Origin of the sequence: Pseudomonas sp. IT-P44 (genome assembly GCF_949768225.1) — a bacterium.
GTDB lineage: Bacteria > Pseudomonadota > Gammaproteobacteria > Pseudomonadales > Pseudomonadaceae > Aquipseudomonas > Aquipseudomonas migulae.
Map to the genome: position 1 here is coordinate 1 of NZ_CATKQM010000025.1, position 25,409 is coordinate 25,409.

At 59.9% G+C, this 25,409-nt stretch carries 20 protein-coding genes; 8 read left to right on the forward strand and 12 right to left on the reverse strand.

What is annotated here, in order from left to right; genetic code table 11:
• Window positions 1-25: 25 nt before the first annotated feature.
• The 3 genes from ACM6IO_RS15255 to ACM6IO_RS15265 all read right to left on the reverse strand — a co-directional run bounded on the left by ACM6IO_RS15255 (window position 26) and on the right by ACM6IO_RS15265 (window position 3,276).
• On the reverse strand, window positions 26-1,270 hold the full coding sequence (locus tag ACM6IO_RS15255; protein ID WP_008037700.1) for a lipoprotein-releasing ABC transporter permease subunit: 1,245 nt from the start codon (window positions 1,268-1,270) through the stop codon (window positions 26-28).
• 64 nt (window positions 1,271-1,334) lie between these two features.
• The gene (gene lolD / locus ACM6IO_RS15260) at window positions 1,335-2,018 is read right to left on the reverse strand and encodes a lipoprotein-releasing ABC transporter ATP-binding protein LolD (RefSeq protein ID WP_167362922.1); all 684 of its coding nucleotides are present in this window, start codon (window positions 2,016-2,018) and stop codon (window positions 1,335-1,337) included.
• A 7-nt stretch (window positions 2,019-2,025) separates the two neighbouring features.
• The gene (locus ACM6IO_RS15265) at window positions 2,026-3,276 is read right to left on the reverse strand and encodes a lipoprotein-releasing ABC transporter permease subunit (RefSeq protein ID WP_008028449.1); all 1,251 of its coding nucleotides are present in this window, start codon (window positions 3,274-3,276) and stop codon (window positions 2,026-2,028) included.
• A 94-nt stretch (window positions 3,277-3,370) separates the two neighbouring features.
• Between ACM6IO_RS15265 and ACM6IO_RS15270 the strand changes: the two genes are divergently transcribed.
• Window positions 3,371-3,949 (forward strand): PilZ domain-containing protein, encoded by a 579-nt coding sequence (locus tag ACM6IO_RS15270; protein ID WP_414911786.1) that lies wholly within the window; start codon window positions 3,371-3,373, stop codon window positions 3,947-3,949.
• 14 nt (window positions 3,950-3,963) lie between these two features.
• Window positions 3,964-4,686 carry a glycerophosphodiester phosphodiesterase gene (locus ACM6IO_RS15275; protein ID WP_008028453.1) on the forward strand — a complete coding sequence of 241 codons (723 nt, stop codon included), beginning with the start codon at window positions 3,964-3,966 and terminating at the stop codon, window positions 4,684-4,686.
• A gap of 42 nt (window positions 4,687-4,728) precedes the next feature.
• Here ACM6IO_RS15275 and sthA read toward each other — a convergent pair whose 3' ends face one another.
• Window positions 4,729-6,123 (reverse strand): Si-specific NAD(P)(+) transhydrogenase, encoded by a 1,395-nt coding sequence (sthA, locus tag ACM6IO_RS15280; protein WP_008028455.1) that lies wholly within the window; start codon window positions 6,121-6,123, stop codon window positions 4,729-4,731.
• A gap of 207 nt (window positions 6,124-6,330) precedes the next feature.
• The gene (locus ACM6IO_RS15285; RefSeq protein WP_008037702.1) at window positions 6,331-7,317 is read right to left on the reverse strand and encodes an FAD:protein FMN transferase; all 987 of its coding nucleotides are present in this window, start codon (window positions 7,315-7,317) and stop codon (window positions 6,331-6,333) included.
• Between the two features lie 118 nt (window positions 7,318-7,435).
• Between ACM6IO_RS15285 and ACM6IO_RS15290 the strand changes: the two genes are divergently transcribed.
• Window positions 7,436-8,734 carry an MFS transporter gene (locus ACM6IO_RS15290; RefSeq protein ID WP_223556248.1) on the forward strand — a complete coding sequence of 433 codons (1,299 nt, stop codon included), beginning with the start codon at window positions 7,436-7,438 and terminating at the stop codon, window positions 8,732-8,734.
• A gap of 173 nt (window positions 8,735-8,907) precedes the next feature.
• Here ACM6IO_RS15290 and ACM6IO_RS15295 read toward each other — a convergent pair whose 3' ends face one another.
• Window positions 8,908-10,371, reverse strand: coding sequence for a glyceraldehyde-3-phosphate dehydrogenase (locus ACM6IO_RS15295; protein ID WP_008028461.1), 1,464 nt, complete (start codon window positions 10,369-10,371; stop codon window positions 8,908-8,910).
• Between the two features lie 363 nt (window positions 10,372-10,734).
• On the opposite strand from ACM6IO_RS15295, the gene mfd reads away from it, so the two are divergent.
• Genes mfd through ACM6IO_RS15310 form a run of 3 tightly spaced genes read left to right on the forward strand, consistent with a single transcriptional unit; the run spans window position 10,735 to window position 17,463 of the window.
• Complete coding sequence (gene mfd / locus ACM6IO_RS15300) at window positions 10,735-14,184, forward strand: transcription-repair coupling factor (RefSeq protein ID WP_192226295.1); 3,450 nt, start codon at window positions 10,735-10,737, stop codon at window positions 14,182-14,184.
• Between the two features lie 10 nt (window positions 14,185-14,194).
• Complete coding sequence (locus ACM6IO_RS15305; RefSeq protein WP_008028464.1) at window positions 14,195-14,761, forward strand: CsiV family protein; 567 nt, start codon at window positions 14,195-14,197, stop codon at window positions 14,759-14,761.
• Window positions 14,762-14,772: 11 nt separating this feature from the next.
• Window positions 14,773-17,463: an SNF2-related protein gene (locus ACM6IO_RS15310; RefSeq protein WP_414911787.1), complete on the forward strand. Its 2,691-nt coding sequence runs from the start codon at window positions 14,773-14,775 to the stop codon at window positions 17,461-17,463.
• 126 nt (window positions 17,464-17,589) lie between these two features.
• Here ACM6IO_RS15310 and ACM6IO_RS15315 read toward each other — a convergent pair whose 3' ends face one another.
• The 3 genes from ACM6IO_RS15315 to ACM6IO_RS15325 form a co-directional block, all read right to left on the reverse strand.
• On the reverse strand, window positions 17,590-18,327 hold the full coding sequence (locus ACM6IO_RS15315; protein ID WP_008028469.1) for an S-methyl-5'-thioinosine phosphorylase: 738 nt from the start codon (window positions 18,325-18,327) through the stop codon (window positions 17,590-17,592).
• Window positions 18,328-18,339: 12 nt separating this feature from the next.
• On the reverse strand, window positions 18,340-19,350 hold the full coding sequence (gene nagZ / locus ACM6IO_RS15320) for a beta-N-acetylhexosaminidase (RefSeq protein WP_223413922.1): 1,011 nt from the start codon (window positions 19,348-19,350) through the stop codon (window positions 18,340-18,342).
• Between the two features lie 158 nt (window positions 19,351-19,508).
• Window positions 19,509-20,216, reverse strand: coding sequence for a TetR/AcrR family transcriptional regulator (locus ACM6IO_RS15325; RefSeq protein ID WP_008037709.1), 708 nt, complete (start codon window positions 20,214-20,216; stop codon window positions 19,509-19,511).
• Window positions 20,217-20,445: 229 nt separating this feature from the next.
• Between ACM6IO_RS15325 and lexA the strand changes: the two genes are divergently transcribed.
• Both lexA and sulA read left to right on the forward strand, forming a co-directional pair.
• Window positions 20,446-21,054, forward strand: coding sequence for a transcriptional repressor LexA (gene lexA / locus ACM6IO_RS15330; protein ID WP_007944149.1), 609 nt, complete (start codon window positions 20,446-20,448; stop codon window positions 21,052-21,054).
• 10 nt (window positions 21,055-21,064) lie between these two features.
• Window positions 21,065-21,538: an SOS-induced cell division inhibitor SulA gene (sulA, locus tag ACM6IO_RS15335; protein WP_008028477.1), complete on the forward strand. Its 474-nt coding sequence runs from the start codon at window positions 21,065-21,067 to the stop codon at window positions 21,536-21,538.
• Between the two features lie 86 nt (window positions 21,539-21,624).
• Here sulA and ACM6IO_RS15340 read toward each other — a convergent pair whose 3' ends face one another.
• The 3 genes from ACM6IO_RS15340 to topA form a co-directional block, all read right to left on the reverse strand.
• Window positions 21,625-21,858 (reverse strand): hypothetical protein, encoded by a 234-nt coding sequence (locus ACM6IO_RS15340; RefSeq protein ID WP_008028479.1) that lies wholly within the window; start codon window positions 21,856-21,858, stop codon window positions 21,625-21,627.
• 154 nt (window positions 21,859-22,012) lie between these two features.
• Complete coding sequence (locus ACM6IO_RS15345; protein WP_414911788.1) at window positions 22,013-22,537, reverse strand: DUF6586 family protein; 525 nt, start codon at window positions 22,535-22,537, stop codon at window positions 22,013-22,015.
• A 141-nt stretch (window positions 22,538-22,678) separates the two neighbouring features.
• Window positions 22,679-25,306 (reverse strand): type I DNA topoisomerase, encoded by a 2,628-nt coding sequence (gene topA, locus ACM6IO_RS15350; protein ID WP_008037710.1) that lies wholly within the window; start codon window positions 25,304-25,306, stop codon window positions 22,679-22,681.
• Window positions 25,307-25,409: the final 103 nt, after the last annotated feature.

The window sequence follows — 25,409 nt, forward strand, 5'->3', positions numbered from 1 at the left end:
TTGCCCGCGAAAGCGGTGTAACGGCTTACGAATACCGCAACGCGTGAGCCGGCTCGATCTTCGCCGCCCGCCACGCCGGGTAAACCGTGGCGAGGAAGCTCAACACAAACCCGGCCGAGCAAATCAACAGCACATCCCCGCCCTGCAACTCCGAAGGCAGGTTGCTGACGAAATACACATCGGAACTGAAGATGTGCTGCCCACTGACCCGCTCCACCCAGCCCACCAACTCACTGACGTTCAGCGCGGCAATCACGCCGAGCACGCCACCGATCAAGGTGCCGACCACGCCGATCACCGTGCCCTGGACCATGAAGATCGCCATGATCTGCCGTGGCGTGGCACCGATGGTACGCAGGATCGCGATGTCCGCGCCCTTGTCGTTCACCACCATGATCAAGGTCGCGATGATGTTGAACGCTGCCACTGCAACGATCATCAGCAACAGCAGGCCGATCATGGTTTTTTCCATCTTCATCGCGCTGAACAGGCTGCCCTGGGTGTGAGTCCAGTCGTCAGCCTTGTACGCCGTGCCCAAGCCGCCAGCGATATCGCTGGAGACCTTCGGCGCCGCGTACAAATCCTTCACCGCCAGACGCACGCTCTGCACCTGATTCGGTTCCCAATGCTGCATCTGCGCGGCATCTGCAACGTGGATCAGCGCCATGGAGCCGTCCAGTTCTGCGCCGACCTTGAACACGCCCACCACGTTAAGCCGCTGCATGCGCGGGGTGATCCCGCCCGGTGCAGTGCTGACTTCCGGCACGATCAGGGTGATCTTGTCGCCGACATTCAAGCGGAAACGTCGTGCCGTGATCTCACCGATCACCACACCGAACTCGCCCGGTTTCAAGGCATCGAGACGCCCCTGGACGATGTGCTGGGCAACGATCGAGACCTTGCCTTCCAGCGCCGGATCGACACCACTGACCTGAATCGGCTGCATCGTGCCTTTATAGGAAAGCATGCCTTCCATCTCGGTGAACGGCACGGCGGCGGTCACTTCCGGGTTTTTCATCGCGGCGTCGGCCACCGGCTGCCAATCGTCGATCGGGTTCACGCCGACGATGGTCGCGTGAGGCACCATGCCGAGGATGCGCGAGCTCATTTCGCGCTGGAAGCCGTTCATGACCGACAACACCACGATCATCGCCAGCACACCGAGGGCGAGGCCGATCATCGAGGTCATCGAGATGAACGAAACAAAGCGATTGCGGCGCTTGGCGCGGGTATAGCGCGTGCCGATAAAGATCGATAACGGTCTGAACATTCGCTGGGGCACCGTATAAAAACAAAAAGACCCGATGTCTTTTCAGACATCGGGTTTCGGCCAATCAGATAGGCGTCAGGCAACCTTCCTGCAAGTGCAGGACGCGATCCATCTGGCGAGCCAGGTTCATGTCGTGAGTCACCACCAGGAACGCCGTGCGCATCGAGGTGCTGAGTTCCAGCATCAAATCCTGAATGCCCTGGGCGGTGTGGGAGTCGAGGTTGCCGGTCGGCTCGTCGAGCATCACCAGCCCTGGCTTGTTCACCAGCGCGCGGGCGATGGCCACGCGTTGACGTTCGCCACCGGACAATTCCGCCGGTTTGTGCTCCAGGCGATGGCCCAGCCCTACCCGCTCCAGCAACGCCGTCGCACGCTGACGCGCTTCCGGGATCGCGGTCTTGCCGATCAGCAGCGGCATGCAGACGTTTTCCAGCGCGGTGAATTCCGGCAGCAAATGGTGGAACTGGTAAACGAAACCCAGCGACCGATTGCGCAACAGGCCGCGATTCTTCTCGCTGAGTGCCGACAGCTCTTCGCCGTCGAGCCAGACGCTGCCCTTGGTCGGCGTATCGAGACCGCCCAGCAGGTTGAGCAAAGTACTTTTGCCTGAACCCGAGGTGCCGACAATCGCCACGCGCTCACCCGGATGCAGCTCCAGTTGCAGACCGGCCAACACTTCTACCGATTCCGGGCCTTCCTCGTAGGATTTGCCCAGGTTGCGGCAGCTCAAGATTGCTTTATCACTCATGCCCGACTCACTCATAACGTAGCGCCTCCGCAGGCTGGGTGCGCGCGGCACGCCAGGCTGGATACAGGGTGGCGAGGAAACTCAGGACCAACGCGGCGGCGCAGACCATCAATACATCCTGGCTCTGCACTTGCGACGGCAGGTAATCGATGAAGTACACGTCGGCGTTGAGGAACTTGTGTCCGATCAGGCCTTCGAGCACCGAGATCGCGGCGCTGACGTTCAGCGCGGCGAAGATCCCGACTACGGCGCCGATCAGCGTACCGACCACACCGATGACCGTGCCCTGCACCATGAAGATCGCCATGATCGAACCCGGCGTGGCGCCGAGGGTACGCAGAATGGCGATGTCGCCCTTCTTGTCGTTCACCACCATCACCAGCGTGGAAATGATGTTGAACGCGGCCACGGCAACGATCAGCAGCAACAGCAGACCGATCATGGCTTTTTCCATGCGGATAGCCTGATACAGATTGCCGTGGGTGCGGGTCCAGTCGCGGGCGTAGAAATGGTCTTCACCGAGCTGCTGGGCGATGTTCCACGCGGTGCGTGGCGCCTGGAACAGGTCGTCGAACTTCAGGCGGATGCCCTGCACCTGATCCGGTTTCCAGCGGTGCAGCTTCGCCAGATCCTGCAGATTGGTGACGCCCAGGTAACCGTCGATTTCACCGGCGCCAACATGGAAGATGCCGACCACGGTAAAGCGTTTCATGCGCGGAAACATGCCGGCCGGGGTCACGGTGACTTCCGGCGCCACAAAGGTCAGCTTGTCGCCGATGGCCGCGCCGAGCTTGGCGGCCGCCTTGTCGCCGATGACGATGCCGAAACTGCCGGGCGCGAGGTCGTCGAGTTTGCCCTGCAGCATGAACTTGTCAATGATCGACACCTGACGTTCCAGCGCCGGGTCGATGGCATTGAGCAGCACCTTGGAGACCTTGCCGTTGTTGGTCAGCAACCCCTGCATCTGGGTAAACGGCGCCACGGCCGTCACTTGCGGGTTCTGCTTGACCTTGGCGGCGAGGCCTTGCCAGTCGCTGATCGGCTCACCGGACTCGATGGTCGCGTGGGGCACCATGCCCAACACGCGCGTGCGCATCTCATGATCGAAGCCGTTCATGACCGACAGCACGACGATCATCACGATCACGCCGAGGGCAAGACCGATGATCGAAGTCAGGGAAATGAACGACACAAAATGATTGCGACGCTTTGCACGGGTATAACGCGTGCCAATAAATACGAAGAGAGGTCTGAACATGTCGGGGCTTGTTCGGAGGGAAAAGGAACGTCCTTGTGGCGGGGGTCGATAACCAGCTTTACACTCAGACCACCGCCGCTACCATGGGTTCGCCATGTCGACATTAGATGAAGAAGATCGCCGCGAATACTACCGTATCGAGGACACGATCGCACTGGAAATTCGGCCCCTGTCCGCTCCCGAAGCCGCAGGCCAGGAAGTGTTGCAGGATGCTTCCCCACTCTTCAACCTGCTCAGCGAATTGCACCTGAGCGAATTCGAGTCGCAACACCTGCTGCGCCAGATCAGTGAACGCGACCGCACCCTCGCGGCGTTCCTGAAATCCCAGAACAAACGCATCGATCTGCTCAGCCAGGTGATCGCCATCACCGTGCTTGGGCAGATCGGCGAGCCGCAGCCGGTGATCATCTCGGAAGGCGGCATCGACTTCCAGTATCCGACCGCTATCGCTGAAGGCACTCACTTGTCGGTGAAACTGGTGTTGATGCCACAAGCCCTCGGCCTGTTGCTTCGGGCGCGCGTCACCCATTGCGACCGCAAGGGCGGCGGCTTCGACATCGGCACCGAGTTCGAACGCCCGACCGATGCCCAGCGCCAACTGCTGGCCCGCTACATTCTGCAAAAGCAGGCCCAGGAACGACGCCTGGCCCGCGAAAACGAATCAGGCAATTAATTTAAGGAAGAACCGTGACCCTCATCTACGGCCATCGCGGCGCCAAGGGCGAAGCACCGGAAAACACGCTGAACAGCTTTCAGCAATGCCTCAAGCACGGCGTGCGCCGTTGCGAACTGGACCTGCACCTGTCCATGGACGGCGAGCTGATGGTCATCCACGACCCGACGCTCAAGCGCACCACCGACCGACGCGGCAAGGTGGTCGAGCACACGGCCGCCGAGCTGGTGACCTACGATGCGCGCAAGGGCGGACCGGGCTGGATCAAGCCGTGCCCTATTCCTACGCTGGAAGAGCTGTTCGAGAAATGCGATTTCGAACACTGGCAGCTGGAAGTCAAAAGCGCTTCACGCACCCGCGCCGCGACCACCGTCCTGGCGATTCGTGAAATGGCTGTACGTCATGGCCTGCTCGACAAGGTGACCATCACTTCAAGCTCGCGCGAAGTACTGAAAGCCGCGCTGGACCTGGTGCCGGACGTGTCTCGCGGATTGGTAGCCGAGTACGCCTGGCTCGACCCGTTGAAGGTCGCGGCAAGCTATGGCTGTGAGATTCTGGCGCTGAACTGGACCCTGTGCACGCCGGAGCGCCTGGAGAAGGCACAGCGACAGGGGTTGCATGTGTCGGTGTGGACAGTCAACGAGCCCGCGCTGATGCGCAGACTCGCCGACTTCGGCGTTGACAGCCTGATTACAGACTTTCCCGGTTTGGCCACCGCCACGCTCGAGAATTGCTGAAATCGGTCTCCCCGGCCGGCTCAGGCCACCGGCCGGAGCCGCTCAAAAAAGCCGGTTGAGGCCATCGTACGCCGCTACCCGATAGGCTTCGGCCATGGTCGGGTAGTTGAACGTGGTGTTGACGAAGTACTTCAGCGTATTCAGCTCGCCCGGCTGGTTCATGATCGCCTGACCGATGTGCACGATCTCCGACGCCTGATAACCGAAGCAGTGCACGCCCAGCACTTCCAGCGTTTCGCGGTGGAACAGGATCTTCAGCATGCCCTGAGGCTCGCCGGCGATCTGCGCACGCGCCATGCCCTTGAAGAACGCCTTGCCCACTTCGTACGGCACTTTGGCCTGAGTCAGCTCCTGCTCGTTCTTGCCGATCGAGCTGATCTCCGGAATGGTGTAGATGCCGGTTGGTACGTCGTTGACGAAGCGCCAGCTGCCATTGTCGACGATGCTGCCAGCGGCCGAACGGCCCTGGTCGTGTGCGGCACTGGCCAGGCTCGGCCAGCCGATCACGTCACCGGCGCCGTAAATGTTCGGTACGCAGGTGCGGTAGGCTTCGTCGACTTCGATCTGGCCACGGCTGTTGACCTTGACGCCGATGTTTTCCAGACCCAACTGATCGGTGTTGCCGGTACGACCGTTGCACCAGAGCAAGGCGTCGGCCTTGATCTTCTTGCCGGACTTGAGGTGCAGGATCACGCCGTTGTCCACGCCTTCGACGCGGTCGTAGTCTTCGTTGTGGCGAACCGTGATGTTGTTGTTGCTGAAGTGGTAGCTCAGCGCCTGGGAGATTTCCGAGTCGAGGAAGCTCAACAACTGACCGCGGTTGTCCACCAGCTCAACCAGTACGCCCAGACCACTGAAGATCGACGCGTATTCGCAACCGATCACGCCGGCGCCGTAAACGATGAGTTTGCGCGGGGTGTGGCCGAGGCTGAGGATGGTGTCGCTATCGTAGATACGCGGGTGATGGAAATCGATGTCCGCCGGGCGATAAGGACGCGAGCCGGTGGCGATGATGATGTGCTTGGCCACCAGTTTTTCAACTACACCGTTGGCGCAGACCACTTCGATGGTTTGCTCGTCGGCGAAGCTGCCGGTGCCGAAGAACACGTCGACGCGGTTACGGGCGTAGTAGCCGGTGCGCGAAGCGACTTGTTTGGAAATAACTTTCTCGGCGCTTTTCAGCACGTCCGGGAACGAGAACCAGCGCGGCTCACCAATGGCCCGGAACATCGGGTTGGTGTTGAACTGCATGATCTGCCGGACGGAGTGACGCAGTGCCTTGGACGGGATGGTGCCCAGGTGGGTGCAGTTGCCGCCAACCTGGCGACGACTATCGACCATCGCCACCTTGCGCCCTGCTTTGGCGGCGTTCATTGCCGCGCCTTCTCCCGCCGGGCCGGAACCCAGCACCACCACGTCGTAGTTGTAGACAGCCATGCATACTCCTCAGAACAGGCCGCGGCGCTCTCGGCACCTGCGGCTAAATCACGCCGATCTGCGGCGTGAAGGAACAATTTGGGGCCAGTGCAGAACCCGGACACAGTCTATAGAAGCGTCAACGCCGCGCACATTAACCCTTGGTCGCGTCGTAGGCTACTTTTGCCTGCACTACAACGCCAGTTTTCAATGCGCGAATCACCGTAATCATTCGGTTTTGCCGCCACTGAGACGCTCAAAAGCCTGATTGGTACGTATGACGAAACCTGTATCGGCACGAATCACAAAGAATGCACCTATGTTGTGGGTTTCGGCATAGTCCCAACCCCGTTCAGGACCGAGAATCAGCAACAGCGTCGATAGGCCATCGGCCATCAACGCTGAAGGATGAATGACCGTGACTGACGCCAGGGTGTGTGAGACCGGCGTACCGGTGTGAGCATCGAAGGTGTGGGAATAACGCCGACCGTCCTGCAGAAAATAGTTGCGATAGTCGCCTGAAGTGGACACGCCGTAGCCGTCGACCGCGATGATGCGTTCTGCAACTTGTTGATCGTCTCGGGGTTGTTCAAGCGCGATGCGCCACGGCGAGCCATCAAGTTTCTTGCCGGCAGCCTTGAGCTCTCCAGTGGCTTCGGCGAGGTAGTTGTGAATGCCCATCGCGTCGAGTTTTGCGGCAATCGTATCGACGGCGTAGCCGGCGGCGATGCTATTGAAGTCGACTTCGACGGCGGCGTCCTTGCACAACTGTTCGCCTTCGATGCGCAGATGCTGATAACCGACTCGCTGCCGCACCTCGGCAAGCGCTTGGGCATTGGGCACTTTTTCTTCACGCGCCCGGGGGCCGAATCCCCAGAGATTGAGCAGTGGCTCCACGGTCAGGTCGTAGGATCCTTCGCTTTGCTCTGACAGTTGCTCACCAACGCGGATCAATTTGAGGATGGACGCGGGCATTTTCTGACAGCGATTGGCGGGCAGATCGTTGAAGCGTTCGATGTCCGAATCGCTGCGATAGGTAGACATTTGCTTGTCGACCTCGGCGAGGATCTTCTCCACCTCGCTGCGCACCTGTGCGGGCGCGGGCAGATTGGCATGGCGCACGTATTTGATTGAATAAGTGCTGCCCATAGTCGGGCCGCCGACGCTTTCCATGGAATCGCCATTGCCGCAGCCAGCCAAAACACCAGCCAGCATCACAACCACCTTCCAACGTCCAGTTAACAAATCTTCATCTCCCAGTAAAAGCACGCCAGCCATTATGGGACACACGCGAAACGCTTTCTTACAAGATTTAAAAAGTGAGTATCCAGACATGTCCTCCACGACCGGCAAAGGCAAAGCGATTTTTCGCGTTGTCAGCGGCAACTTTCTCGAGATGTTCGACTTCATGGTCTACGGCTTTTACGCCACAGCCATCGCCAAAACCTTCTTCCCCGCCGACAGCGCTTTCGCTTCCCTGATGCTGTCGCTGGCCACCTTCGGTGCCGGCTTCCTGATGCGCCCGTTGGGGGCGATTTTCCTCGGCGCCTACATCGACCGTCATGGCCGCCGCAAAGGCTTGATCATCACCCTCGCGATGATGGCGGCCGGCACGGTGCTGATTGCCTGCGTGCCGGGTTACGCCACGCTGGGCGTGGCCGCGCCGCTGATCGTGCTGTTCGGCCGATTGCTGCAAGGCTTCTCTGCCGGCGTGGAACTGGGCGGTGTGTCGGTTTATCTCGCGGAGATTTCCACACCGGGGCGCAAAGGGTTCTTCGTCAGTTGGCAGTCTGCCAGTCAGCAAGCGGCGGTGGTGTTTGCCGGCCTGCTGGGGGTGGGTTTGAACCACTGGCTCAGCCCGGAAGAAATGGGTGAATGGGGGTGGCGCGTGCCGTTCCTGATCGGCTGCATGATCGTGCCGGTGATCTTCGTGATTCGCCGTTCGCTGGAAGAAACGCCTGAGTTCCAGGCACGAAAACACCGCCCTACCCTGCGGGAAATCGTCCACTCGATCGGTCAGAACTTTGGCATTGTCATCGCCGGCATGGCGTTGGTGGTGATGACCACGGTGTCGTTCTACCTGATCACCGCCTACACCCCGACCTTCGGCAAGGCCGAACTGCACCTGTCGGATCTGGATGCGTTGCTGGTGACGGTCTGTATCGGCCTGTCGAACTTTTTCTGGCTGCCGGTGATGGGCGCTGTGTCCGACAGGATCGGGCGAAAACCCCTGCTTCTCGCGGCGACCATTCTGGCGATTCTCACCGCTTACCCAGCCCTGTCGTGGCTGGTGGCGAACCCGAGCTTCAGCCATTTGCTGATCGTCGAGTTGTGGTTGTCGTTCCTGTATGGCTCGTACAACGGCGCCATGGTCGTGGCGCTGACCGAGATCATGCCGGTGGAAGTTCGTACGACCGGCTTCTCGTTGGCCTACAGCCTGGCGACGGCAACCTTCGGCGGGTTTACGCCGGCAGCCTGTACGTACCTGATTCATGTGCTGGATAACAAGGCTGCGCCGGGGATCTGGCTCAGCGGCGCGGCAGTGCTGGGGTTGATTGCGACGCTGGTGTTGTTCCGTGGTAACCGGCATGAGTTGCGGACGGCGCAGGCGGCGGTGGTTGGCGGCGTCTGACAGACCGCCTTCGCGGGCAAGCCTCGCTCCTACATTGGGTCTGTGTCGCTCACAAGCCCCCTGTGGGAGCTAGCCTGCTAGCGATGAGGCCCGACCTGGCGACACGGCTCAAAAGCCCCCACAAACAAAAACGCCCCGACCAAAGTCGGGGCGTTTTCATATGCAGCTAAGGCTTAGCGCGGGAATGCTGGCGGGTTTACACCGGCCATGTCTTCCATCACGCGAACCACCTGGCAGCTGTAACCGAATTCGTTGTCGTACCAAACGTACAGAACAACGCGGTTGTCTTGGGTGATGGTTGCTTCAGCGTCCACAACGCCTGCGTGGCGCGAGCCAACGAAGTCGGTGGAAACCACTTCCTGCGAATTGACGAAGTCGATTTGCTTGTGCAGATCGGAGTGCAGCGCCATGTAGCGCAGGTACTCGTTCATCTCTTCACGGGTGGCGGCTTTCTCAAGGTTCAGGTTGAGAATGGCCATCGACACGTTTGGCGTCGGAACACGGATCGCGTTACCGGTCAGCTTGCCGGCCAGCTCAGGCAATGCCTTGGCAGCAGCGGTGGCAGCACCGGTCTCGGTGATCACCATGTTCAACGCGGCGCTACGGCCACGGCGATCGCCCTTGTGGAAGTTGTCGATCAGGTTCTGGTCGTTGGTGTACGAGTGAACCGTTTCAACGTGACCGTTGACGATGCCGAACTTGTCGTTGACAGCCTTCAGCACCGGCACGATGGCGTTGGTGGTGCAGGAAGCAGCCGAAACGATCTTGTCGTCAGCGGTGATTTCACCGTGGTTGATGCCGTGAACGATGTTCTTCAGCTTGCCTTTGCCAGGCGCGGTCAGAACAACGCGGTCGATACCCGGGCAGGCCAAGTGCTGACCCAGGCCATCGGCGTCACGCCATACACCGGTGTTGTCCACCAGCAGCGCGTCTTTGATGCCGTACTGGGTGTAATCCACTTCAGTCGGGTTCTTCGCGTAGATAACCTGAATCAGGTTGCCGTTGGCGGTGATGGTGTTGTTTTCTTCATCGATGGTGATGGTGCCGTTGAACGAACCATGTACCGAATCGCGGCGCAGCAGGCTGGCGCGCTTGGTCAGGTCGTTCTCGGCGCCCTTGCGCACCACGATGGCACGCAGACGCAGGCCGTCGCCGCCACCGGTTTTTTCGATCAGGATGCGCGCCAGCAGACGGCCGATACGACCGAAGCCGTACAGCACAACGTCGGTGCCTTTGCGAGCGGAGGCGTTTTGCTGGCCAACCACTTCAGCCATTTCTTCACGGACGAACTGCTCGGCAGTACGGCCATTGCCTTCGACGCGGAATTTGTACGCCAACTTGCCCAAATCTACCGAAGCAGCGCCGAGCTTGAGCTCGCTCATGGCTTTCAGCAGAGGGAATGTTTCGTGGACGGAGAGTTCGCTATCGTCGGAAGAACGATGGCGAGCAAAGCGGTGAGCTTTGAGAATCGCGATGACAGACTGGTTGATCAGGCTGCGGCCATAGATCGAGCTCACCACGTTGTTATTGCGGTAGAGCTGACCGATAAGCGGAATCATCGCTTCTGCGAGTGCTTCACGGTCGATCCATTCACCAAGACACTGGTCGGGCTTCTGAGTCACGGGAACCTTCCACATGTAGGGGCAGAAAAAAGGGGCTACATTATGCCGCCGAGTGTCTCTCGTAGCAATGCGCGCCTGTCGTGCGATCCGTAACAATTTCTTCTTCAAAAAAATTAAGCACCGCCGAAGCCCAGTAAAACCGCGGCTTTCAGCGAAGTCAATTTTTTGGAGAGATCGCTGTCTTGTCCGTAACCCTCCGTAACACTCGGTCATTTTGCCACTACATAATCAGTAATTTTCAGCAAAAAACCGGCGTTTTTTGTCTTTACCACTACATTTCGCCAAACCTGCGTAATAGACACAGTCAGCAACTGACAGGCGGCACCCGGGGCCGCTACAATTACCGACTTTGTCGCAACGCTTGGAGCTCAACCTTCCGTGCCCGTTCTGCGTCTACCGCTTCTCCCTGCCGCGGCAGGTAAACAGCACTGGGGCAACCTGCCCGGTGCAGCCCTGAGCCTGGCCATTGCCGAGGCTGCCAGCGCTGCCAAGCGCTTTACCCTGCTACTGACCGCCGACAGCCAAAGTGCCGAGCGGCTGGAGCAGGAGCTGGGTTTCTTCGCCCCGGATTTGCCGGTGCTGCATTTCCCGGACTGGGAAACCCTGCCCTACGATCTGTTTTCGCCACACCAGGACATCATTTCCCAGCGCATCGCTGCTCTATATAGATTGCCGGAGTTGAGCCATGGCGTGCTGGTGGTGCCGATCACCACGGCCCTGCACCGCCTGGCGCCGACCAAATTCCTGCTCGGCAGCAGCCTGGTACTGGACGTTGGCCAGAAGCTCGACGTCGAACAAATGCGCACCCGGCTTGAGGCCAGCGGTTATCGCTACGTCGACACGGTGTACGAGCACGGCGAATTCACCGTCCGCGGCTCGCTGATCGATCTGTTCCCGATGGGCAGCAAACTGCCCTTCCGGATTGACCTGTTCGATGACGAAATCGAGACGCTGCGTACCTTCGATCCGGAAAACCAGCGCTCCATCGATAAAGTCGACACCGTCCGCTTGCTGCCTGCACGGGAATTCCCGCTGCAGAAAGATGCGGTCACCCGTTTCAAGGCACGCTTCCGTGAGCGCTTCGATGTCGATTTCCGCCGTTGCCCGATCTTTCAGGACTTAAGCAGTGGGATTACACCGGCGGGTATCGAGTACTACTTGCCGCTGTTCTTCGACGAAACCTCGACCCTGTTCGATTACCTGCCACAGGACACCCAGGTGTTTTCCCTGCCGGGCATCGAGCAGGCGGCGGAAAATTTCTGGAACGACGTGCGCAATCGTTATGAAGAGCGCCGCGTCGATCCGTCCCGTCCTTTATTACCGCCAGCCGAATTGTTCCTGCCGGTGGAGGACTGCTTCGCACGCCTGAAGAACTGGCCGCGCGTCGTCGCCAGTCAACAGGACGTTGAAACCGGTGTCGGCCGCGAGCGCTTCCCGGCCCGAGAACTGCCGAACCTGGCCATCGAAGCCAAAGCCACTCAACCGCTGGCCGCGCTGGCCGGTTTCCTCGACGAGTTCCCTGGTCGCGTGCTGTTCACCGCCGAATCTGCGGGCCGCCGTGAAGTGCTGCTGGAACTGCTGGAACGCCTGAAGCTGCGACCGAAAACCGTCGACAGCTGGCCCGACTTTGTCGCGAGCAAGGAGCGCCTGGCGATCACCATCGCACCGCTCGACGAAGGCCTGGTGCTCGACGATCCGGCCCTGGCACTGGTCGCCGAAAGTCCGTTGTTCGGTCAGCGCGTGATGCAGCGTCGTCGCCGTGAAAAACGCGCCGACGCCAACAACGACGCCGTGATCAAAAACCTCACCGAACTGCGCGAAGGCGCGCCGGTGGTGCACATCGATCACGGCGTTGGCCGCTACCTGGGCCTGGCGACGCTGGAAATCGACGATCAAGCCGCCGAGTTCCTGACCCTGCAATACGCAGAAGGCGCCAAACTGTACGTGCCGGTGGCCAACCTGCACCTGATCGCCCGCTACACCGGCAGCGACGATGCCCTGGCCCCATTGCACCGTCTCGGCTCGGAAACCTGGCAGAAAGCCAAACGCAAAGCCGCCGAACAGGTGCGCGATGTGGCGGCGGAATTGCTCGACATCTATGCCCGCCGCGCTGCTCGCGAAGGTTATGCCTTCGAAGATCCGAAAGCCGATTACGCAACTTTCAGCGCCGGGTTCCCGTTCGAAGAAACCCCGGACCAGCAAACCACCATCGAAGCCGTGCGCGCCGACATGCTCGCGCCAAAACCGATGGACCGCCTGGTCTGCGGCGATGTCGGTTTCGGCAAGACCGAAGTGGCGATGCGCGCAGCGTTCATTGCGGTGCACGGTGGTCGTCAGGTGGCGATCCTGGTGCCGACCACCCTGCTCGCCCAACAGCACTACAACAGTTTCCGCGACCGCTTTGCCGACTGGCCGGTGACTGTGGAAGTGATGAGCCGCTTCAAGTCGACCAAGGAAGTGAATGCCGCCGTCGCCGACCTTGCCGAAGGCAAGATCGACATCGTCATCGGCACGCACAAGCTGCTGCAAGACGACGTAAAAATCAAAAACCTCGGACTGGTGATCATCGACGAAGAACACCGTTTCGGTGTCCGTCAGAAAGAACAGCTCAAGGCACTGCGCAGCGAAGTCGACATCCTCACGCTAACCGCCACGCCGATTCCGCGCACGCTGAACATGGCAGTGTCCGGCATGCGTGACCTGTCGATCATCGCCACGCCGCCGGCCCGTCGCCTGTCGGTGCGGACGTTCGTCATGGAGCAGAACAAGAGCACGGTCAAAGAGGCGTTGCTGCGGGAGCTGCTGCGTGGCGGCCAGGTCTACTACCTGCACAACGACGTGAAGACCATCGAGAAATGCGCCGCCGACCTCGCCGAGCTGGTGCCGGAAGCGCGGATCGGCATCGGCCACGGGCAGATGCGCGAGCGCGAACTCGAACAGGTGATGAGCGACTTCTACCACAAGCGCTTCAACGTGCTGATCGCCTCGACCATCATCGAGACCGGCATCGACGTGCCGAGCGCCAACACCATCATCATCGAGCGCGCCGACAAATTCGGCCTGGCGCAGTTGCACCAGTTGCGTGGCCGCGTCGGTCGCAGTCACCACCAGGCCTATGCTTATCTGCTGACACCGCCGCGCCAGCAAATCACCCCGGACGCAGAAAAGCGCCTGGAAGCGATCGCCAATACCCAGGACCTCGGTGCGGGCTTCGTGCTCGCCACCAACGACCTGGAAATCCGTGGCGCCGGCGAACTGCTGGGCGACGGCCAGAGCGGGCAGATCCAGGCGGTCGGCTTCACCCTGTACATGGAGATGCTCGAGCGTGCGGTGAAGTCGATCCGCAAGGGCGAACAACCGAATCTCGATCAGCCGTTGGGCGGTGGCCCGGAAGTCAATTTGCGTGTTCCGGCGCTGATTCCCGAAGACTATCTGCCGGATGTCCACGCGCGGCTAATTCTCTACAAACGCATTGCCTCGGCCACCGATGAGGATGGTCTCAAGGACCTGCAAGTGGAGATGATCGACCGTTTCGGCCTGCTGCCGGAGCCGACCAAGAACCTGATGCGCATCACGGGGCTGAAGCTGCAAGCCGAAGTGCTGGGCATCAAGAAAGTCGACGGCGGCCCGCAAGGCGGCCGGATCGAGTTCGCGGCGCAGACACCGGTCGATCCACTGACCCTGATCAAACTCATTCAGGGCCAGCCTAAACGCTACAAATTCGAAGGGGCCACGATGTTTAAATTCATGGTCCCGATGGAGCGCCCGGAAGAGCGCTTTAATACTGTAGAGGCATTGCTTGAATGCCTCATTCCGAAAACTGCTTGAAGGACGCCGCATGCGCCTGTTTCGTTTACTGACTTTGCTGACCACCCTGGTCGCCCCAACGGCGTTTGCCGATGACCTGTATCAGATCGAAATGATTCTGGTCCGGCAAAACGCCGTGCCCGCCATCGTCAGCCGCGCCGCGCCGGAAGACTGGGCCGCCGGCGCCCAGCAAATCCGCCCCGAGAGCCTGCGTACGCCGAGCCTGAATGGCGAAGTGGAAAAACTCACCGCCAGCAATGAATACACGGTGTTGCTGCACAAGGCCTGGCAGCAAAATCTCGGCGAAGAAGCCAGCAAAGTTGCGGTCAGCGACGGCAAGGAACAGTTTGGCCAGTTCCCGATCGAGGGCACGCTGAACCTGAAACTGGGGCGCTTCACCGACGTTGACGCCGACTTCTGGGTCAACCAGATCGACGCCAACGGCATGGTGACCGCCAGCGAACGCCTCAAACAAGAAAGCCACACCAAGAACGGCCAGTTGAACTTCCTCGACAACGGTCACCTCGGCCTGCTGATCAAGATCACCTCGCTCACCGCCCCTGCGCCTCGGCCAGTCCCCGAACAAATTCCGGACTGATTGAAGTCCCTATGCCCGCGACCCTGAGCAAACCCCTGGCACCTTCATGGGTCAGTCGATTCAAGGAACAAAGCCTGGAGCGCGGCCGCCGCTATGCGCTGGAGAACCGCGTCAGGATCGTGGAAGTCGGCGACGCAACCATTACTGCCGCGTGCGAAGGTTCTGGCGGTAACGTATACCGTCAGACCATTCGCCTGCGCGAGTCAGCCAAAAGCACCCTGCTGATGGTCGATGCCACGTGTACATGCCCGGTCCGCAGCAACTGCAAACATTGCGCAGCCGTGCTGTTGAAGGTGCAGGAAACCCTCGCCTACCCCGCCGCTGCTCAAGACGCCGAATTGCTGGAAAAACTCCAGGCCGTACTGGAAAACCGCAGCCCGAAAGCACCGCCACAAGTGCTGGCGGACAACGTGCAACCGGTGCCGCGCCTGTGGCTGGCGAGCATTGAGTTCAGCGCCTTCGAGCCGCGCAACGGCAAGATGCAGCGTTACATCCAGCATCGCGCGGCGTTGTCCTTCAGCTATCTGGATGAATACGTTTGCGGGCAGAAAAACGCCGACATCCTGATACGTCAGGAGGCGCAGACATTACGGATAAAACGCCACCCGGAAGTCGAACAGGCCTACAGGGAACAGTTACGAATCCTTGGCTTCAAGATCGCCACCCGGCAAAGTAAAGCCTTGCCGGAAAGTGCCGGCGAACTCTATGAAATGGTCAATGACAGTGCCTGGCTGACCTTCACGCTCAATGAGTTGCCGAAGCTGCGCACCCAAGGCTGGGAGTTGCAGATCGACGAGGATTTCGGTTTCGACCTGACCGCCGTGGACGACTGGTACGCCACCGTCGAACAGGCGCCGGAGCGCGACTGGTTTGATCTGGAACTGGGGATCATCGTCAATGGTGAGCGGTTGAGTCTGCTGCCCATCCTGTTGAACCTGATGCGCTCCCACACCGAGATCCTCAACCCGGAACGCCTCGCACGGCGTCGCGACGATGAATTGATTTTGGTGAACATCCCCCATCGCCCGAACTCCGAGCATGGGCCGTTGCAAGTCGCCCTGCCCTTTGGCCGATTGAAACCGGTGCTGGCGACCCTCGGCGAGTTCTATCTGCAAGAGCCCGGCGAAACCACGCTGCGCCTGAGCAAGGCCGACGCGACGCGCCTGAATCCGCTGGAAGACCTGCCGCTGCTCTGGGAAGGTGGCGAACAGATGCGCAGCTTTGCCCAGCGTCTGCGGGACATCAAGGACTACACCGCGACAGCACCGGAAGGCTTGAACGCGACCTTGCGCCCCTATCAGCTGGAAGGCTTGAGCTGGATGCAGTCGCTGCGGCAACTGGAGGTTGGCGGGATTCTCGCGGATGACATGGGCCTGGGCAAAACCCTACAAACCCTGGCGCATGTTCTCAGTGAGAAAAACGCCGGGCGCCTCGATCGTCCGTGCATGGTGGTGATGCCCACCAGCCTGATTCCCAACTGGCTCGACGAAGCGGCGCACTTCACGCCGCAACTGAAAGTGCTGGCACTGTACGGCGCCAGTCGTAAAAAGCATTTTGACAGTCTGGCCGATTACGACCTGATCCTCACCACCTATGCGCTGCTGCCCAAGGACGTCGAACGCCTGGCCGCACAGCCACTGCACGTATTGGTGCTGGACGAAGCGCAATACATCAAGAACCCCAACAGCAAAGCCGCCCACGCCGCACGCGAGCTGAATGCACGCCAGCGTTTGTGCCTGAGCGGTACGCCACTGGAAAACCACCTGGGTGAGCTGTGGTCGCTGTTTCACTTCCTGCTGCCCGGCTGGCTCGGCGACGTGAAAAGCTTCAACCGCGATTACCGCGTGCCGATTGAAAAGCGCGCCAGCGAAGTACGACTTCAACACCTCAACGGCAGGATCAAACCGTTCCTGCTGCGCAGGACAAAAGAGCAGGTAGCGACGGAGTTGCCGCCGAAAACTGAAATCATCCATTGGGTCGAACTCAACGAAGCCCAGCGCGATGTGTACGAAACCATGCGCTTGGCGATGGACAAGAAAGTCCGCGACGAAATCACCCGCAAAGGCGTGGCACGCAGCCAGATCATCATCCTTGAGGCGTTGCTGAAGCTGCGTCAGGTCTGCTGCGACTTGCGTCTGGTCAACGACGCAGCCCTGCCGACGCGCGGAAGCACCTCGGGCAAGCTCGACAGCCTGATGGAAATGCTTGAGGAGTTGTTCGAGGAAGGCCGACGGATTCTGCTGTTTTCGCAGTTCACTTCGATGCTGGCGTTAATCGAGGTCGAACTGAAGAAGCGCGGCGTGGAGTATGCGTTGCTGACCGGGCAGACTCGCGACCGACGCTCCCCGGTGAAAGACTTCCAGAGCGGCAAACGTCAGATCTTTCTGATCAGCTTGAAGGCAGGCGGTGTTGGCTTGAACCTGACGGAAGCGGACACGGTGATTCACTACGACCCGTGGTGGAACCCGGCGACGGAAAACCAGGCGACTGACCGCGCGTATCGCATCGGCCAGGAGAAACCGGTGTTCGTTTACAAGATGATTGCCCGGGGCACGGTGGAAGAGAAAATTCAGCACCTGCAGAAGGAAAAATCCGACTTGGCGGCAGGCGTGCTGGATGGGCGCAAGGCTGGGGACTGGAAGTTGCAGAGTGATGATATTGAGGCGTTGTTTGCGCCGCTGCCGGAGAAGATCGATAAGTAGCGGTGGCAGTTGAATCGCTATCGCTGGCAAGCCAGCTCCTACAAGGGATAACTCGATACCTGTAGGAGCGAGCGGTGCGGCGACCCGACTTGCCCGCGAAGGGAGCGACTCGGCCTAAAGGCTATCTCAGCCCTTCAACACCCGCGCCAATGTCGACTTCACCTTACCCATTCCGTCATGCAACGCCTGCTCGATCTCGGCCATGGTAATCACAGCTGTCGACTTGCCCGCCGCCGGGTTCACCACCAACGCCAGGCACGCGTAATCCAGCTCCAGCTCACGCGCCAATGCCGCTTCCGGCATGCCGGTCATGCCGACGATGTCGCAACCGTCGCGCTCCAGACGCGCAATTTCCGCCACCGTTTCCAGGCGTGGCCCCTGCGTGCAGGCATACACGCCATGACTGCTGTAGCCAACGCCTTCAGCCGCCAATGCCGCGATCAATTGCTCGCGCAGCGGTTCGCTGTAGGGATAGCTGAAGTCGATGTGGGTGACCTGTTCCAGGTCATCGGCAAAATAGGTGTGTTCGCGACCGCTGGTGTAATCGATCAGTTGATGCGGCACGCAGAAATGCCCGGTGCCCATCGCAGCATGAATTCCGCCGACAGCGTTGACCGCAAGAATCGCTTCGGCACCAGCCTGCTTTAGCGCCCAGAGGTTGGCGCGGTAGTTCACCTGATGCGGCGGGAAACGGTGCGGGTGACCATGACGCGCGAGGAACAGCACTTCCTTGCCGGCGTACTCACCGATCTGCACCTCGGCCGAAGGCGTGCCGTAAGGGGTGTCCACCGCCAGTGACTGACGGATGCTCAGGCCTTCCAGTTGAGTCAGGCCGGTGCCACCGATAATCGCGTAAACCGTCATAACGTAAAGTCCTTATTCAATCAGTTGAGCGTCTTTGAGCGCACCAATGGCCGTCAGCCAGCGCGGGTCTTGACGGTATTCAGTGCTGGCATACGACTGGCCGCGCATCCGCGCAATGCGCTCGGACGGCTTGACCTTCAGACGCTGGGCGGCACTCAGCGCGAGCTCCGCAGCGGCGCGGTCGTTGCACACCAGGCCCATGTCGCAACCAGCGCTCAGCGCGGCTTCGATACGGCTGGCAGCATCACCGACCACGTGAGCGCCGGCCATCGACAGGTCATCGCTGAAGATCACACCGTCGAACTGCAACTCGCCGCGCAGGATGTCCTGCAACCAGCGGCGGGAGAAGCCGGCCGGCTGGGAATCGACTTGTGGATAAATGACATGGGCCGGCATGACGGCGGCCAGTTGCTTGCTCAATTTGGCAAACGGCACCAGGTCGTTGGCGCGGATCTCGTCGAGGCTGCGCTCGTCATTCGGGATCGCGACGTGGGAATCGGCCTCCGCCCAGCCGTGGCCAGGGAAGTGCTTACCGGTGGCGGCCATGCCGGCGCTGTTCATGCCACGGATAAATGCACCTGCCAGCAGCGCGGCGCGTTCCGGGTCACCTTCGAACGAACGGGTACCGACCACGGCGCTGCGCTGGTAATCCAGGTCCAGAACCGGGGCAAAGCTCAGGTCGAGGCCGACGGCCAACACTTCGGTCGCCATGATCCAGCCGCACTGCTCGGCCAGGTATTCGGCGTTCAGGTTGTCGGCAATGGCGCGCATGGCCGGCAGTCGCACGAAGCCCTGACGCAGGCGCTGCACCCGCCCGCCCTCCTGATCCACTGCCAGCAGCAGATCGGGTCGAACGGCGCGGATGGCGGCGCTCAGTTCGCGCACCTGACGCGGGTGTTCGATGTTGCGGGCAAAAATGATCAGGCCGCCCACTTCCGGTTGGCGTAACAATTGGCGATCTTCAGCCGTCAGCCAGGTACCGGCGACGTCCACCATCAACGAGCCTTGCAGGCCAGCAGTCATAGAGATTCCTTGATAACGATAAACCCGGCTCGCACGCGTTCGCCGCTGCGGACTTTGCCCGGCAGGTCGGCGATATCTATGGGGAGCGGGTTCAGAACGAGAGTCGGCATGGGCGGCTAGCTTAGCGGATGTCAGCTGCCGCGCCCACCCGTGCGCGGTTAAACCTTGGCGGCAACCTGTGTCGATTTGCTGCGCGGACGCAATTGCGCAGTGGCCATGGCCGAGTCGGTCACGCCGGTTTCGGCGCGCATGCCGGCGGCCAGGAACGGCACCATCAGGCGCATCACTTGCTCAATGGAGGTATTGACGCCGAAATCGGTCTCGGCAATCGCGCGCAAGGCCTTGATACCGGACATGCTGAACGCCGCAGCACCCAACATGAAGTGCACGCGCCAGAACAGCTCGATCGGCGGAATGCGTGGCGCGGCTTCGTTGACCAGCATCATGTAGCGACGGAATACCTTGCCGTACATGTCTTCCAGATAACGACGCAGGTGACCCTGGCTCTGACTGAACGCCAGTCCCAGCAAACGCATGAAAATCGAGAGATCGTTGCCGCTGCGTGGCTGTACCACCAGGGCTTGCTCGACGAGGATTTCGAGCAGTTCTTCAAGTGTCGGCTTGTTCTCGGGCTTGGCCTGACGCCGCTCCAGCTCTTTATCAAGGCTTAAACAGAACGGCCCGAGAAAGCGCGAGAAGACGGCTTGAATCAGCGCCTTCTTCGACCCGAAGTGATAGTTCACCGCCGCCAGATTGACACCGGCCTTGCTGGTGATCAGACGCAACGAGGTTTCTGCGAAACCTTTTTCCGCGAACAACTGCTCGGCAGCATCAAGAATGCGTTCAACGGTTTCCGACTGGGCCATGGCTACTCCGCCTGACAAACACTTGTTTGAAACATACGTTTCAGTCCAGGCCTTGTCAAGTCTGGCGGTTCGTTTTGGGAATGGCCGGTCAGCTATTTAACCATACAACGACGACGCTTTAATCAGCCGGCTGATCGACCGTCTGGCGGCCGGTAAAAAAAGGGGCATTGCCAAGTCGCTTTCACTGTATATAATCCCAGTCACTGTATAAAAAGACAGAGCGATCAATATGCTAAAGCTGACGCCACGCCAAGCCGAGATTCTGGCCTTCATCAAACGCTGCCTGGAAGACAACGGCTACCCGCCGACCCGCGCGGAAATCGCTCAGGAACTGGGTTTCAAGTCGCCCAACGCAGCGGAAGAACACCTCAAGGCGCTGGCTCGCAAGGGTGCGATCGAGATGACGCCGGGCGCATCCCGCGGCATCCGCATCCCTGGTTTCGAAGCCAAGGCCGACGAATCCACCCTGCCCATCATTGGCCGAGTGGCTGCCGGTGCACCGATCCTTGCCCAGCAGCACATCGAAGAATCCTGCAACATCAACCCTGCCTTTTTCCATCCTCGCGCTGACTATTTACTGCGCGTTCATGGCATGAGCATGAAGGACGTGGGCATTTTCGACGGCGACCTGCTGGCTGTCCATACCACCCGTGAGGCCCGCAACGGCCAGATCGTGGTGGCGCGGATCGGCGACGAAGTAACGGTCAAACGCTTCAAGCGTGATGGCAGCAAAGTCTGGTTGATTGCAGAAAACCCTGAATTCGCCCCTATCGAAGTGAACCTGAAAGATCAGGAACTGGTGATCGAAGGCTTGAGTGTCGGCGTCATTCGCCGCTAAAGGAGGCTTTATGCAGTTCCCACACACATCACAGCAAGCCCAACTGCCGTTGTTCGAGGCGTTCATGGTGCAGCCGATGGCACCGATTCTGAAGGATGTGGTCGAGTCGCCCTGGAGCGCCGAACCTGAAGTTTTCAGTGAGCTGTCATTGCGTGGTGCGGCCGGGAACTGCCTGAGCCTTCTGGCACCGATCCTCAGGGAACTGAGCGAGGATCAGGACGCGCGCTGGCTGACATTGATCGCCCCGCCGGCCAGCCTGACACAAACCTGGCTTCGAGACGCCGGCCTGAATCGTGAACGCATTCTGTTGCTGCAACCGCGTGGCACCCAGAGTGCACAACAGCTGACCTGCGAAGCGTTGCGCCTGGGTCGCAGCCACACGGTCGTCAGCTGGCTCAATCCACTGAGCACCACTTCACGGCAACAGTTGATCAGCGCCGCCCGGACCGGGGACGCACAAAGCCTGAACATTCGACTGGGTTAAACGAAGCACGCATTGAACTGCGCGGGGCTTCTCCAAGGATAGAGAAGCCGGTCTGTAGCGGTATCAGGAAAAAGCGACGAACGGGATCAATGAAGGACCCGTGAGCTCTCATCCGTATTGAAATCACCTTCAACCAAGCGGCCAGCCATCTGAACGCCGACGCTCAACATCGCCTTGGCGACTTCCACGTGTTGGCCCTGCAGGAACGCTTTGGCATCCTCAGAGAAATCCAAAGTAACCAGAGAACCCTCGTCCTCAGCCCTGCGCAGCTCGATTCGGCCGTCTGGTAACTCGACAATTTCTAGAAAGGACGTTGGCATAAAGGTCTGTTCTCCACGAAAGGCGGCGATTATATAGGCATCGGACAGGCTTCGCTCAGGATCTTGACCAGATGCCATTACGAAGAGACATTTCTCACAGCACTCATCCCTGAAACGGACAGCCCGTCGGACCCTCCGTTAAACACTCAATCCTTCAGCACTCGTTCAACCCTTCGCGAAAACGAATCGCCAGGCCTTTCAGGTTCTGACGCCAGCTCTCCAACTCCTCCCGACTCAGCTCTTCCGGCGAATCTTCTTCATCCAGATTAACGGCCAGGATCAGCGGCTGCGTTACGTCGCCCTTGGGTTTGTGCGGTGCACGCGGCGGCTGGAACAACGCAGCATGAGCCGACAGCAGCTTGGCCAGCCAGGTTTCCGGGTTTTGCGCCAACTCGACCATCTCGGCCATTTCGGGAATGGCAATGGCTTCCAGTACTTCCCGAGTCAGCAACATCTCCGCCCGAGGCGCATTGGCCTGAGGCAAGCGATAGAAACCGGCAATTTCATGGCACAGCCCCAGCAACGCACCGTACAAGTGAAACAACGCCGATTCGCGCCCGGCCTGAATCAGCGCCAGGGAGTTCATCGCCCGCCCCTCTTCAGCCCTGGCAAGCGCTTCCAGCGACAGGCCGGCGAAATAAATCTTCTGATTGGTACGGGTATAGAGTTCGTGGGCCATGACGGCAGCCTCCACAACGAAATAATTGCTTCACGCAGGTCAGACAGTGTCGTGGATCACCCAAGCACACCGCAAGCCCCAAACAAAAAGGCCGCATGAAAACCCGAGGGTTGTCATGCGGCCTTTTAATTACAGCGCTGTTTAAGCTTTGGCTGCTGGGCGCTTGTCTTCAACCGTCCATTTGCCGCCGTCGTAATACGCTTTCCAGCCAGTCGGCTTACCGTCGACTTCCGTCTGCACGTACTGCTCTTTGGTCTTGCGGCTGTAACGGATCACGGCAGGGAGACCGTCCGGGTCCTTTTTCGGCGCTTCACAGAGGAAGTGGTACTTCGGATCGATCTCATCCTTGTGCGGGATGATCTCCATGACCAGCGGCGCACGGGTCTCGCGGTTTTTCGGGAACTGGCTGGCGGCCAGGAACAGGCCGGAAGCCCCGTCACGCAGGATGTAGGTGTCGTTGACCTTTTCGCATTTCAGCTCAGGCATCTTCACCGGATCCATTTTCGGCGGCGCCGCATCACCGCTTTTCAGCAGTTTGCGGGTGTTCTTGCACGTTGCGTTGGTGCAACCGAAGAACTTGCCGAAACGGCCAGTCTTGAGCTGCATCTCGCTGCCACACTTGTCGCATTCCAGGCTCGGACCTTCGTAGCCCTTGATGCGGTAAGTGCCCTCTTCGATTTCGTAGCCGTCGCAATCCGGGTTGTTGCCGCAGATGTGCAGCTTGCGCTTCTCGTCGAGCAGGTAAGCGTCCATCGCCGTGCTGCAGATCGGGCAACGATGCTTGCCACGCAGCACCAGCGATTCCGATTCACCCTCGTCGTCCGCGGCGATTTCATCACCCGGCACCAGGTTGACGGTGGCCTTGCAGCGCTCTTTCGGCGGCAGGCTGTAACCCGAGCAACCGAGGAACACGCCGGTCGATGCGGTACGGATCTGCATCGGACGGCCACAGGTCAGGCACGGAATGTCGGTCATCACCGGCTGGTTGGCACGCATGCCGCTTTCCGGGCTTTCGGCCACTTCGAGCTTCTTCTTGAAGTCGCCGTAGAACTCGTCCAGCACGTTTTTCCAGTCTCGCTCGCCCTGGGCCACATCATCGAGATTCTCTTCCATACCGGCGGTGAAGCCGTAGTCCATGAGATTGGAGAAGCTCTCGGACAGGCGCTCGGTGACGATGTCACCCATCTTTTCCGAGTAGAAACGACGGTTGTGCAGCGCTACATAGCCGCGGTCCTGGATGGTCGAAATGATCGCCGCGTAGGTCGAAGGACGACCGATACCGCGTTTTTCCATTTCTTTCACCAGGCTCGCTTCCGAGTAACGCGCCGGCGGCTTGGTGAAGTGCTGGGTCGGATCAAGCTTGATCAGCTTCATCGCGTCGCCCTGGGCCATGTCCGGCAGTACGTCGTCATCGCCAGGCTTGGCAATTTGCGGCATGACGCGGGTGTAACCGTCGAACTTCAGGATACGGCCCTTGGCGCGCAGCTCGAAATCGCCGGCACCGACAGTGACCGTGGTCGACAGGTATTGCGCCGGCAGCATCTGGCAGGCGAGGAACTGGCGCCAGATCAGCTCGTAAAGCCGCTCTGCATCACGCTCCATGCCCGACAGCTTGCTTGGCTCGGTGTTGGCGTCAGACGGACGAATCGCTTCGTGAGCCTCTTGTGCGCCTTCCTTGCTGCTGTAGACGTTCGGGGTTTCCGGCAGGTACTTCTTGCCGAATTCGCCTTCAATATACGTACGCGCCATCGTCACGGCATCGGCCGAGAGGTTGGTGGAGTCGGTACGCATATAAGTGATGTAGCCGGCTTCGTACAAGCGCTGGGCCATCATCATGGTTTTCTTCACGCCGAAGCCCAGGCGGTTGCTCGCAGCCTGCTGCAGGGTGGACGTGATGAACGGTGCCGACGGCTTGCTGCTGGTCGGTTTGTCTTCGCGCTTGACGATGCTGTAGCTGGAAGCCTTGAGCTTCTCCAGCGCAGCCATGGCCTGGGCTTCGTTCAGCGGCTTGAACGCTTCGCCCTTCTCGCGAGCGACGTCGAAACGCACGGTAGCGCCCTTGGCGGTGCCAAGGTCAGCGTGGACTTCCCAGTACTCTTCCGGGATGAACGCGCGGATTTCACGCTCACGCTCCACCACCAGCTTCACGGCAACCGATTGCACGCGACCGGCGGACAGGCCACGGGCGATCTTGGCCCACAGTAGCGGCGAAACCATGTAACCCACCACGCGGTCGAGGAAACGACGCGCCTGCTGGGCGTTGACACGATCGATGTCCAGCTCGCCTGGTTTGGAGAAGGCTTCCTGAATCGCTTTCTTGGTGATTTCGTTGAACACCACGCGCTTGTAGCGGCTGTCATCACCACCGATGGCTTCGCGCAGGTGCCAGGCAATGGCTTCCCCCTCGCGATCCAAGTCGGTTGCGAGATAGATGGTGTCAGCATCCTTGGCGAGCCGGCGCAGCTCTTCGATAACCTTTTCCTTGCCCGGGAGGATCTCGTACTTGGCTTTCCAGCCATGATCGGGATCGACACCCATGCGCGAGACCAGCTGCTTGCGCGCTTTCTCTTTAGGCGAGAGCACCGGACCTTCACCCGCAGCGGCCTTGCCACGCTTGGCGGCTGGCTCTTTGCTGGCGCTAGCCGAACCGCTGGTGGGCAGGTCTCGGATATGGCCGATACTCGACTTCACCACGTATTGGTTACCCAGATACTTGTTGATGGTCTTGGCCTTAGCCGGGGATTCCACAATGACCAGCGATTTGCCCATGGATCAGAAAATTCCTGAATTCTAGAAGTGAAAGGCGGTTGGCGCCTGACGCGGCACCGCTATATATAGTGGCTACAAGGTGAGGTCAAGCGCAGGGTTCTGC